Annotated in this window: 9 protein-coding genes; 7 read left to right on the forward strand and 2 right to left on the reverse strand. The window is 75.6% G+C overall.

What is annotated here, in order from left to right:
- The first annotated feature begins 342 nt into the window (after positions 1 to 342).
- The 4 genes from FHL79_RS17030 (at position 343) to FHL79_RS17045 (ending at position 4,904) form a co-directional block, all read left to right on the forward strand.
- The gene (locus FHL79_RS17030) at positions 343 to 915 is read left to right on the forward strand and encodes a DoxX family protein (protein ID WP_138759769.1); all 573 of its coding nucleotides are present in this window, start codon (positions 343 to 345) and stop codon (positions 913 to 915) included.
- Between the two features lie 291 nt (positions 916 to 1,206).
- On the forward strand, positions 1,207 to 3,555 hold the full coding sequence (locus FHL79_RS17035) for a putative bifunctional diguanylate cyclase/phosphodiesterase (RefSeq protein ID WP_138759770.1): 2,349 nt from the start codon (positions 1,207 to 1,209) through the stop codon (positions 3,553 to 3,555).
- A 109-nt stretch (positions 3,556 to 3,664) separates the two neighbouring features.
- Complete coding sequence (locus FHL79_RS17040; protein ID WP_138759771.1) at positions 3,665 to 4,099, forward strand: S-adenosylmethionine decarboxylase; 435 nt, start codon at positions 3,665 to 3,667, stop codon at positions 4,097 to 4,099.
- A 10-nt stretch (positions 4,100 to 4,109) separates the two neighbouring features.
- On the forward strand, positions 4,110 to 4,904 hold the full coding sequence (locus FHL79_RS17045) for a GNAT family protein (protein WP_246080910.1): 795 nt from the start codon (positions 4,110 to 4,112) through the stop codon (positions 4,902 to 4,904).
- Between the two features lie 10 nt (positions 4,905 to 4,914).
- Here FHL79_RS17045 and FHL79_RS17050 read toward each other — a convergent pair whose 3' ends face one another.
- Positions 4,915 to 6,531: a helicase HerA-like domain-containing protein gene (locus FHL79_RS17050; RefSeq protein WP_138759772.1), complete on the reverse strand. Its 1,617-nt coding sequence runs from the start codon at positions 6,529 to 6,531 to the stop codon at positions 4,915 to 4,917.
- Positions 6,532 to 6,666: 135 nt separating this feature from the next.
- Positions 6,667 to 7,158, reverse strand: coding sequence for an inorganic diphosphatase (locus FHL79_RS17055; protein ID WP_138759773.1), 492 nt, complete (start codon positions 7,156 to 7,158; stop codon positions 6,667 to 6,669).
- Between the two features lie 189 nt (positions 7,159 to 7,347).
- Here FHL79_RS17055 and dacB point away from each other — a divergent pair, with 189 nt between their 5' ends.
- The 3 genes from dacB to tilS form a co-directional block, all read left to right on the forward strand.
- Positions 7,348 to 9,489: a D-alanyl-D-alanine carboxypeptidase/D-alanyl-D-alanine endopeptidase gene (dacB, locus tag FHL79_RS25875; protein WP_246080912.1), complete on the forward strand. Its 2,142-nt coding sequence runs from the start codon at positions 7,348 to 7,350 to the stop codon at positions 9,487 to 9,489.
- Positions 9,490 to 9,564: 75 nt separating this feature from the next.
- On the forward strand, positions 9,565 to 10,659 hold the full coding sequence (locus tag FHL79_RS17065; protein WP_138759774.1) for a zinc-dependent metalloprotease: 1,095 nt from the start codon (positions 9,565 to 9,567) through the stop codon (positions 10,657 to 10,659).
- Positions 10,660 to 10,681: 22 nt separating this feature from the next.
- Positions 10,682 to 11,600, forward strand: a 919-nt coding sequence (gene tilS / locus FHL79_RS17070) for a tRNA lysidine(34) synthetase TilS (protein WP_138759775.1), incomplete at its 3' end; no start/stop codon positions are given.

The following is an 11,600-nucleotide window of genomic DNA, read 5'->3' on the forward strand; positions in this document are numbered from 1 at the left end:
ACCGCGGCGCCCACTTCGAGCCGCGAGTTGGACTGGAAGGGGTGCGCCTGGGTCGACGGACGTGTCACGGCCGTCAACTGCGGGCCGTCAACAGCGCCACATCGGTCAGGCCTGCCCCGCACCAGGCGGCCCGACAGCAGGGAGGACGTGCCTGAACGCCGCAGATCGGTGCCCCAACCCCCCTCCAACGGGCCGCGCAGACCGGCGACACCGATCGGCGGGACCGGCCCGCGTGAGTGGGGGCAAGTGAGGGTCCTGACGCGTCGCGGAGCCGACGGCGCATGCGCTGCGCAGCCGCAGGGCATGTAACGGTCGGCATCAACTCCGGCGAAGGAGGACGGCATGAGCATCGGGCGACTGGCGGCGCGGGCCCTGATCGGGGGCCTGTTCATCGGGCACGGGACGCAGAAGCTCTTCGGCTGGTTCGGCGGCCCCGGCCGCGCTGGCACCGCGGGGATGATGGAGGCCCTCGAGATGCGTCCGGCGAAGGTGCACGCCGTCGTCGCCGGGACGACGGAGACCGCAGGCGGGGCGCTGCTCGCCGCCGGCCTGGCGACCCCGTTGGCGTCAGCCGCACTGACCGGTGTGATGACGACGGCGATCCGGAAGGTGCACCTGCCCAACGGCCCGTGGGCGGCCAACGGCGGCTGGGAGTACAACGCCGTCCTGATCGGCGCGCTGACCGCGTTGACCGAGACCGGCCCCGGGGACCTGTCCCTCGATCGTGCACTGGGTATCGAGCGCACCGGTCCGGCCTGGGCACTGGGCGCGCTGGCGACCGGCGTCGGCACCGCGTTCGCGACGATGGCGCTGGGTTGTCGCGGGAAGCCAGGAACTGTTGCCACCACCCAGTCGGACGCGGTCGAGGCGGCGCAGGGCGACACCGCCGGCGACCCCACGACCACAGGGATCTGACTTCTCCGCAGACAGAACCTCGTCAGCAGCGACCGCTACCCGCCTCAACAGCTGGCGGGACGAGTCTGCGGAGCGCTGGTCGTCGCAGCGGCGGCACGGCCCCGCCCGATACCGGCGGCGCAGGGGTCACTGGCCTCGGGGCCAGCCAGCGTCGCGCATCGCCTGGATCCGTACCGGCAGGCCGACTCCCGTGGCGACGACGTGGGACTCGGTGGCGATTCCGACAGGCGGCTCTCCACCTCCCCTCGGTCCAGCCCTCCGCCCCGCCGCCGGGTGGTGTCACCCTGACGGGTGACCAGCACCCGGATCGGCCTGCGGTCGCCGCTCCCGGAGGTCGATGACTGGTCCATGGAGCAGCTACAGCCACCGGCGACGGCGCAGCGCCGACCAGCCTGGGCGCTGCTGCTCACCCTCGCCCTGTCGGCCCTCTTCGCCACCGGCGTGGGGGAGCGGCCCGCCGGCGTGGCCTGGGACCGGGCCTACGACGTCGTCCTGTTCAACCTGCCCTACCTCGCCGCCGCCGGGGGCTGCTTCGCCGCGGCCGTCCGGGTGCGCAGCGAGCGGATCGCCTGGTCGGGCTTCGGTGTGGCGTTGACGCTGAGCGCGGTGGGCAACGCGCTGCGGGTGCTCGCCGCCGGCGTCGACGGCAACGGGCCGACGACCCCGCTGTCGGACGCGGTGACCCTGGCCGGGTACCTGATGCTCTACGTCTTCGTCGTCGGCATCATCCGGGCCCGGGTGCCGCGCTTCCACCCGAGCATGTGGCTGGACGGCGTCATCGGCGCCCTCGGCAGCCTCTCCCTCGGCGTCGCCTTCGTGCTGGGCCCCTACCTGTACCCGGACGCCGGTGACCGGGTCGTGGAGCTCACCGAGCTGGTGGGCCCGATCACCGACGTGCTGCTGCTGGCCGTGCTGATGGCCGTCGGCTCCATCCTCGGCGTCCGGGTCGACCGCACCCTGCTGGCGCTCGCCGCGGGCCTGTGCTGCGTCTGCGTCTCCGACATCGTCCTGTTCGCCCTGCAGTACCAAGGTCGCTACGTCGACGGCGGGCCGCTGGAGCTGGGCTGGCTGGCCTGCATGGTCCTGGCGGCGCTCGCCGCGTCCTGGGCCCGTGAGCACCCCCAGCCGACCGACCCCAACGTCGCCTCCCGGATCGGATGGCGGCTGCTCGCCGTGCCGCTGGTCTGCACCGTGGCGAGCCTGTTCGTCCTCGGGTACGGCTGGCTGTACCCGATGCCCACCGTCTCGGCGTACCTGGCGATCGCCTGCGTGCTGGCCGGCATCCTGCGGATCGCGGTCACCTTCAACGAGGTCCGGGGCTTCAACGAGGTCAAGCTCGAGGCCCGGACCGACGAGCTCACCGGGCTGGCCAACCGCCGCGCCCTGCTGGCGCGTGCCCAGGTCATCCTCGCCGCAGCCACGCCCAGCCGGCCGGCGGCCCTGCTGCTGCTCGACCTCGACGGGTTCAAGGAGGTCAACGACAGCCTCGGGCACCCCGCCGGCGACGACCTGCTGCGCCAGGTGGGGCCGCGGCTCCGCAGCGCGCTGCGGGCCGAGGACGTGCTCGCCCGGCTCGGCGGCGACGAGTTCGCCGTCATGGTGCCCGACACCAGCCTCGCGGAGGCGCAGGCGCTGGCCCACCGGCTGCGCGAGCTGCTGCTCCAGCCGTTCACCGTCGAGGGGATCCGACTGCACGTCGGCGTCAGCATCGGCGTGTCGACCGCCCCGGTCCCCGCCGCCAGCGTGCAGGAGCTGCTGCGCTCCGCCGACGTGGCGATGTACACGGCCAAGAGCGCCCGGGAGGGCGTGCACGTCCACGTCCCGGACACCGCCAAGTCCGCCGGCGACCGGCTGCGCACCATGGAGGAGCTGCGGACCGCGCTCACCGACGACGAGCTCGTCGTGTTCCTGCAGCCCCAGGTGGACCTGCGGGACGGGACCGTCGTCGGGGCCGAGGCGCTGGTCCGGTGGCAGCACCCGACCCGCGGGCTGCTCTCCCCGGCCGACCTGCTGCCCGCCGCGGAGCAGGCCGGGCTGCTGGGGCCGCTCACCGACCACGTGCTGGAGCTGGCACTGTCCGCGGCCGGCCGGTGGTGGACCGAGCAGCAGGTGGCGGTGTCGGTGAACCTGACGGCGGCCAGCGTCACGGACCTGGACCTGCCGAGCAAGGTCTCCGCCGCCCTGCTCCGGCACGGGCTGCCGCCGCGGGCGCTGACGCTCGAGTTGGTCGAGGACACGCTCATGGCCGATCCGGAGCGGGGCCGGGCCGTGCTGGGCGACCTGCGCCGGCTGGGCGTCCGGACGTCGATCGACGACTACGGCACCGGCTACAGCTCGCTGGCCTACCTGCGCAACCTGCCCGCCGACGAGCTCAAGCTGGACCGAAGCCTGACGGCGGAGGTCGACTGCGACCCCCGTGCCGCCGCCATCGTGCGGCACACGGTGGCGCTCGCCCACGACCTCGGGCTGAGTCTGGTGGCCGAGGGCGTGGAGGACGTCGCGACCGGCGCCGTGCTCGCCGCGCTCGGCTGCGACGTGGCCCAGGGGTACGCGATCGCCCGCCCGATGCCCGTCGACGACTTCCTCAGCTGGTTGGCCGCCGCCGCTGCCACCGTCGGGCTGGACCAGACGGCCGTCTGACCCCGGGGACGATCCGACCAGGTGGGACCGCCGACTTCGGCAGATCTCACCAGCGGACACGCCGCGCAGCTCGGGTGCCGTCTGCTGTCGACGCAGCACGCTGGGTGGCGTGACAGCATCCCCGATCACCGCCACCGACCTCGCCCGACCGCACCTCTTCGGCACCGGCGACCGGCAGTCGCTGCAGCCGGGGACCGACCCGTGGCGCGACCTCGCACCGGACATCCTCCGCCAGCGGCTGGTCGTCGAAGGGGTCCCCGCCGGTCCGATCGACGACGAGCTGATCCGCAGCTACCTGTCCGCGCTGTCCCGCGCCGTCGACATGGTGCAGCTCATCGAGCCGGTGACGCACCGCTCCGACCTGTACGGCTGGGCGGGCTGGATCCACTGGGAGACCTCGGGCGCGCACTTCTACGCCTGGGAGCAGCCGCGGCTGTTCTTCTCGGTGGACCTCTACACCTGCAAGGCCTTCGACGTGGACACCGCCGTCTCCTTCACCCAGGACTTCCTCTCCGCGAGCACGATCGTCGCGAAGTCCTTCTGAGGTGGAGACGATGCCTCCGACACCGGTCGGCCCCCAGCTGTTCGGCACCGGCGACCGCCGGCCGGTCCAGGCCGGACCGGCGCGCGACCACGGCACGGCGGCCAGCCGGCTGCGGTTGGTGGTCGCCGACACCGCTGCGGAGGTGCATGCCGCTCAGGCCCTGGAGGCCGAGGTCTTCCTCGACTCGTTCGACAACACCGCGGAGGTCATGGAGCAGGAGTACGGCCGCTACGCGGACCGCTCCCGCTACGTCGTGGTCCTGGACGACTCCGACGGGTCGGCGCTGGGGATGATGCGGCTGATCGTCCCGGACACGACGGGTGAGCTGAAGACGCTGACCGACGTGGCCGGCCCGCCCTGGCAGCTGCCCGTGCCGGACTCGCTGTGGTCCGCCGGTCTCGCCGGCCGGCCGGTCTGGGACGTCGCCACCCTCGCCGTCGCCCGGGGGCACCGCAGCGGCGCCGGCCGCGGCGAGGTCACCCTCGCGCTCTGCCACGGCCTCTACCGGTACTCCCGGGCCAGTGGGGTCGAGGGCTGGGTCACCGTCCTGGACGACCGGGTCCTGCGGCTGCTCCGGATGCTGGGGGTGCCGTGGACCGCGATGCCGGGCGCGGGGTCGGAGTACTACCTGGGCTCCCCGGCCAGCACGCCGTGCGTCTGCCTGCTGGACGCCATCGCCCCGAACATGCGGGCCCGCCGGCCCGACGTGGCCCCGGCGATGCTCGACGGTGACCTGCGCACCATCTCCGCCGACCCGGCGGACCTGCACCCCGGTCGGGGCGTGAGCCTGACCAGGGTGCCGTGACGCCCCGGGGTCAGCGCCGGCGGCGGGTCCCGAAGATCCCGCGGGTGACCTCCCGGCCCAACGCCGAGGCGGCCGACCGGGCGAAGGAGCGGAAGGCCGAGGACTTGAGCACCTGCCCCAGGACGCCGTCGTCAGCGGGCTCCGGCTGGGTGCGCCGCCGTGCGCGGGGAGCGGGGTCGTCGGCCCGCTCCCGCTCGGGTGCCGGTGCCCGGCGGGGGACCGGCGCCGGCTCCGGCGGGGCCATCCGCGCGGCCAGCCGCTCGTAGGCGGAGTCGCGGTCCAGCGGGGTGCCGTACCGCGCCTGCAACGGGGACGCCGCGACCGCCTGCTGCTGGGCGGCCGGGTCCAGCGGGGCCATCGCCGACCGCGGCGCACGGAGCATGGTCCAGGCGACCGGCGTCGGTGCCCCCCGCTCGCTGAGCACCGTGATCACCGCCTCGCCGGTGCCGAGCGCGCCCAGCGTCTCGGCGATGTCGTAGGCGTCGGTCTTCGGGTAGGTGCGCACCGTCTTCTTCAGCGCGTCGGCGTCCTCCGGGGTGAAGGACCGCAGCGCGTGCTGCACCCGGTTGCCCAGCTGGCCGAGGACCGGCGTCGGCACGTCCGTGGGGTTCTGGGTGACGAAGAAGATCCCCACGCCCTTGGACCGGATCAGCCGCACCGTCTGGGTCACCGTCTCCAGGAACGCCTTGCTGGCGCCGGTGAACAGCAGGTGCGCCTCGTCGAAGAAGAAGACCAGCTTCGGCCGGTCGGTGTCCCCGACCTCGGGCAGCTCCTCGAACAGGTCGGCGAGCAGCCACATCAGGAAGGTGGAGAACAGCCGCGGCCGGTCCTGCAGCTCGCTGAGCTCGACCGCGGTGATGACCCCGCGCCCGTCCGGCGTCGTCCGCAGCAGGTCGGAGGTCTCCCACTCCGGCTCGCCGAAGAAGACGTCGCCGCCACCGTCCTCCAGCGTGACCAGCTCGCGGAGGATGACGCCCGCGGTGGCCCGGGACAGCCCGCCCAGCTGCTCCAGGTCGGGCTTGCCCGCGTTGCTGGTCAGCCAGCTGATCACCGCGCGGAGGTCCTTGAGGTCGAGCAGCGGCAGCCCGGCGGAGTCCGCGTGGTGGAACACCAGGCCGAGGGAGCTGGTCTGGGTGGCGTTGAGGTCCATGACCTTGCTCAGCAGCAGCGGGCCGAAGCTGGTGACCGTCGCGCGCAGCGGCACGCCGGTGCCCAGGCCGCCCAGCGCCAGGTACTCCACGGGGAACCCGGTCGGCGTCCAGTCGTCGGCGGTGTCCGCGGCGCGCCGGGTGACCCGGTCACCGGACTCGCCGGGGCGGGCCAGACCGCTCAGGTCGCCCTTGACGTCGGCGAGCACGACGGGCACGCCCTGCGCCGAGAGCTGCTCGGCCAGCAGCTGCAGGGTCTTGGTCTTCCCGGTGCCGGTGGCCCCGGCGATCAACCCGTGCCGGTTCATCATCGACAGCGGGACGCGGACCTGCGCCGTGGGGTGCGGGACGCCGCCGTGGACGACCGAGCCGAACTCCAGCGCGGGCCCCGGGAAGTCGTAGCCGGCCGCGATCTCGCCGGCCACGGGGTCGGTCGCGGTGACCGGGTCGGCGGTGGCCTGCTCGTCAGGTGTGGTCACGTCGTCCGTTCGGTCCAGGTGGGCACGTCGGAGGACAGCCTGCCCGGCACCGTCGGCGGTCGGTGCGTGCTCGGACGGCCCTCCTGCAGGGCCCCGCCGCGAGCGTGCGAGTGGTGGGGGAAGGAGGGCCCTTGCTCAGTGCAGCGGGGTGTCGATCGCGCGCTGGCGGGACGCCTCGATCTCGGCCTCGGCCTCGGCCCGCCCGACCCACTCGGCGCCCTCGACCGACTTGCCCGGCTCGAGGTCCTTGTAGGTCTCGAAGAAGTGCTGGATCTCCAGCCGGTCGAACTCCGACACGTCGTTGATGTCCTGCAGGTGGGCCATCCGGGGGTCCGTCGCGGGGACGGTGAGGACCTTGTCGTCCCCGCCGGCCTCGTCGGTCATCCGGAACATGCCGATGGCCCGGCAGGTGATGAGGCACCCCGGGAAGGTCGGCTCCTCCAGGAGCACGAGGGCATCGAGCGGGTCACCGTCCATCCCGAGCGTCTCCTCGACGTACCCGTAGTCGGCCGGGTACCTGGTCGAGGTGAACAGCATCCGGTCGAGCCGGATGCGTCCGGTGGCGTGGTCCAGCTCGTACTTGTTCCGCTGGCCCTTGGGGATCTCTACCGTCACGTCGAACTGCACGCCGATAGTCTGTCCTACGACGGACCGCCGCGTCGGCGGAGGTCACTCCAGGGGGTGGGGGAGATCGCGGCGAGGCCGGGCGAGGAGTCCGACGGGGGAGCGCCGGAGGGGTCCGCCGACGAGGCAGCGGCACCCGCGCCACCGCCCGCCGAGGGGCCAGGGCCCCCCGGCTCCGAGATCCCGGAGCCGGTGGACGACGTCCGGTCCCACGACGACGTCGTGGAGCCCGATGGTGAGGCCGTGCCGGCCGCGGGCGGAGATGCCGGCGACGAGGCGCAGCGGGCGGCAGACCAGGCCGCTGCCGACCTCGCCGCGGTGAAGCAGTGGGCGGCCGAGCGGGCCGCCGCCGAGCGCGCGGCCGGCCAGGCCGCCGACGAGGCCGCCGCCGCGCAGGCGGCAGCCGACGAGGCCGAGCTGGAGCGCGCGCGGGCCGAGCAGGCCGCCGCCGACCTGGCGGCGGTCCGGGAGTGGGCCGCTCAGCGTGCCGCCGCTGAGCAGGCAGCCGAGGAGCAGGCCGCCCAGGCCCGCGCGGATGCCGAGCAGGCCGCCGCTGACCGCGCCGCTGCGGAGCAGGCCGAGGCCGAGCGGTTCGCCGCCGACCGCGCCGCCGCCGACCGCGCCGCCGCCGGGGAGGCCGCGGTGCTGGCCGCCGAGCGGGCGGCGCACCAGCGGGAGGTCGCCGAGCAGGCAGCCACGGCGCAGCGGGCAGCCGAGCAGAAGGCGGCGGCCGAACGCGCCGACGTCGCGCGCGCTCAGGTGGAGTGGGCCGCCGGCCGCCACGCGGCGGCCGCCCAGCCGGCCACGCAGACGCCGGTCGAACCCGCGCAGCGGACCCCGCGACCCCGACCCACCCCCGGTCCCCGGGCACGGGGCGCGTCCGCCGCGCCGCCCCCGGGCCGACGCCTCGCGGAGCGGCCCCCGCACGACGGCGACGACCGACCCGGGCGGACGCGCAGCCGGCGGCGGGTGGTGCTGGTCGCCGCCCTGCTCGCCCTCGTGCTGGTCGCTGCCGGGGTGCTGGTGACGCTGCGGCTGACCGACCGCGGCGGGTCGACCGTCGCCGAGGACGCCGAGCAGGTGCCCGATGCCGTGCTGCCCGAGCTCAGCGGCCCCGGTCCGGTGCTCACCGAGCTCAGCGCCGACGCGCCGCTGCCCGACCCCACCGTCCTCGCCGGCGTGCTGTCCCCGCTGCTCGCGGCGCCGGCCATCGGCGGAGGGCTGTCCGCGCAGGTCGTCGACGTGGCCACCGGTCAGGTGCTCTTCGACCAGGACGCCGCGGACCCGAGCACCCCGGCCTCCACCGCCAAGCTGCTCACCGGCCTGGCCGTGCTGACCACCTTGGACCCGACCGACACCCTCACCACCACGGTCGTCGCCGGCAGCACGCCCGGGCAGGTCGTCCTCGTCGGCGGGGGAGACCCGACGCTGTCCAGCACCGCCCCGTCCACCGACTACCCGGGCGCGGCCACCGTCGCCGACCTGGCCGCCCAGGTGGGCCAGGCGCTCGGCGGCCAGCCGGTCACCGGCGTCGTGGTGGACAACTCGCTGTTCACCGGCCCGCTGACCGCCTCCGGCTGGGGCGCTGACGACGCCCCGTCCAGCTACGCCGCCCCGGTGACGGCGACCGCCGTCGACGGCGCCCGCGTCGAGCCGGGGGAGAGCCAGCGCAGCGGGTCGCCGGGCACCGACGCCGGGCGGGCGCTGGCGGCGGCCCTCGGTGCGCCGGACGTCCCGGTCGAGCTGGGCCAGGCCCCGGCCGGCGCCCCGACGCTGGGCACCGTGGAGTCCGCCCCGATCGACCGGCTGGTCGAGGAGGCGCTGAACGCCTCGGACAACCTGCTGGCCGAGTCCCTCGGCCGGCAGGTGGCCATCGCCCGCGGCCTGCCGGCCAGCTTCGACGGTGCCGCCGAGGCGATCACCGCGGCCCTGACCGACGCCGGGCTGGACACCACCGGGATGGACGTCCACGACGCCAGCGGCCTGTCCCAGGACGACCGGGTGCCCGCTCAGCTGCTGGTGGACGTCGTCCGGGTCGCCGCCGACGGGAGCATCGACCACGCCGACGGGCTGCTGTCCGGCCTGCCGGTGGCCGGCTACGACGGGACGCTGGCGGAGCGGGTCGTCGCAGGCGGCCAGGCCGGGCCGGGCACGGTGCGCGCCAAGACCGGCACCCTGCTGGGCACCAACGACCTGGCCGGGACCGTGCTCACCGCCGACGGCCGGCTGCTGGCCTTCGCCGTCATGGCCGACGGCACGGTCGGCAGCCTCACCGCGGGGGAGGGGTCGCTGGACGTCGTCGCCGACGCCCTGGCCGGCTGCGGCTGCCGGTGAAGGACCCTCCTGCCCCCCACCCCCCGCGGGCTCGGGGCGGGCCCCTGCAGGAGGGCCGTCCCGTACGGTGAGGTGATGAGCCGTTCCTCGTCCCTCGTCGACTGGGACCTCGCCGGCCGCACCGCCCGGCGCCTCGTCGGGCCCGGACCGGAGACCTCCCGCGAGGAGGCCGCCGCCGTCGTCGAGGAGCTGCACCGCGCCGCCGCGACCGCCGTCGCGCACGTGGAGCAGCTGACCGGCCTGCACCCGGTGCCCGGGGGCCCCGTGCCCACCGTCGCCGTCGTCGACCGGCCCGGCTGGGTGGCGGCGAACACCGCCGGCATGGCCGCGCTGCTCGACCCGCTGGCCGACGCGCTGACCGAGGCCCAGGGCAAGACCCCGGGCCCGCTGGCGACCGCGATCGGGTCCCGGGCCACCGGCGTGCAGGCCGGCGGCGTCCTGGCCTTCCTGTGCAGCCGGGTGCTGGGCCAGTACGAGGTCTTCGGCAGCGGGGGCCGGCTGCTGCTGGTGGCCCCCAACATCGTCGAGACCGAGCGCCGGCTCGGCGTCGACCCCACCGACTTCCGGCTCTGGGTCTGCCTGCACGAGGTCACCCACCAGCTGCAGTTCACCGCCGTCCCGTGGCTGCGCGGCTACCTGGAGGAGCAGGTCAGCTCCTTCGCCGAGGCCACCGACCTGACCCCCGACGTGCTGCGCGAGCGGCTCACCGACGTGCTGCGCAGCCTCACCGACGCCGTCCGCGGGACCAGCCCGGACGACGACGCGCCGCAGGGCCTGATGGCGCTGATCAAGGACCCCGGGCAGCGCGAGGCGCTGGACCGGGTCACCGCGGTGATGAGCCTGGTCGAGGGGCACGCCGAGTACGTGATGGACGGCGTCGGCCCGGACGTCGTCCCCTCGGTGCGCACGCTGCGCAAGCGCTTCGCCCAGCGCCGCAAGGGCCGCGGGCCGATCGACCGGGTGCTGCGCCGGCTGCTGGGGCTGGAGCAGAAGATGCAGCAGTACGCCGACGGTCGGGTGTTCGTCGCCGGCGTGGTGGACCTCGTCGGCATGGACGGCTTCAACCAGGTGTGGGCCGGCCCGGCGAACCTGCCGCTGAAGGAGGAGCTCACCGAGCCCGCCCGCTGGGTGGAGCGCGTGCTGGGCACGCGGCCGGCCATCCCGGCCTGAGCCGGCGGGCGCGACAGCCGGCATGGCAGGGCCGCACCCCGCCGTCGCGGCGCTGCGGGCGGCGGTCCGCCCCGGCCTGAGCGCCACCGCCGGGCCGGTGCTGGTCGCCTGCAGCGGTGGCGCGGACTCGGTCGCGCTGGCCGCGGCGCTGGCCTTCGAGGCACCCCGGTCGGGGCGCCCGGTCGGGGCGGTGACCGTCGACCACGGCCTGCAGCCCGGTTCGGCGGAGCAGGCGGGGCGCACCGCCGCGCTGCTCCGGTCGCTGCGGCTGGCCCCGGTGCTCGTCGTGCCGGTGACCGTCGGCACCGCCGGTGGCCCGGAGGCAGCTGCCCGGGAGGCGCGCGGCACGGCGTTGCGGGCGGCCGCCGCCGAGCACGGTGCGACGGTGGCGCTCGGGCACACCTTGGACGACCAGGCCGAGACCGTGCTGCTCGGGCTGGCCCGCGGGTCGGGCCCGCGCTCGGTCGGCGGCATGGTGGAGCACCGGGCGCCGTTCTGGCGCCCCCTGCTCGGGGTGCGCCGGGAGACCGCCCGGGCCGCCTGCGCCGCCCAACAGCTGCCGGTCTGGGACGACCCGTGGAACACCGACCCGGCCTACACCCGGGTGCGGCTGCGCGGCGAGGTGCTGCCGCTGCTCGAGGACGTGCTCGGCGGCGGGGTGGCGCCGGCGCTGGCCCGCACCGCGGCGCTGCTCCGGGAGGACCTCGACGCCCTCGACGCGCTGGCCGCCGCGGAGCTGGACGCCCTGCTCGGCGCGGACGGCGGGCTGCCGGCCGGCCCGCTCGCCGAGCTCCCCGCCGCGCTGCGCCGCCGGGTGCTGCGCGGCTGGCTGCTGCGTGCGGGGGTGCCCGACCTGCAGGCGGTGCACCTGGCCGCGGTCGACGCCCTGCTCACCCGGTGGCGGGGGCAGGGGCAGGCGGACCTACCCGGTGGTACGGGGG

The organism is Modestobacter altitudinis, from assembly GCF_005930475.1.
Taxonomy (GTDB): Bacteria; Actinomycetota; Actinomycetes; order Mycobacteriales; family Geodermatophilaceae; genus Modestobacter; species Modestobacter altitudinis.

Excerpts from the sequence above, each read along its gene's own strand:
- FHL79_RS17065 (WP_138759774.1), top strand. The coding sequence starts at position 9,565 with ATGAGCCGTTCCTCGTCCCTCGTCGACTGGGACCTCGCCGGCCGCACC.
- FHL79_RS17045 (WP_246080910.1), top strand. The coding sequence starts at position 4,110 with ATGCCTCCGACACCGGTCGGCCCCCAGCTGTTCGGCACCGGCGACCGC.
- FHL79_RS17030 (WP_138759769.1), top strand. The coding sequence starts at position 343 with ATGAGCATCGGGCGACTGGCGGCGCGGGCCCTGATCGGGGGCCTGTTC.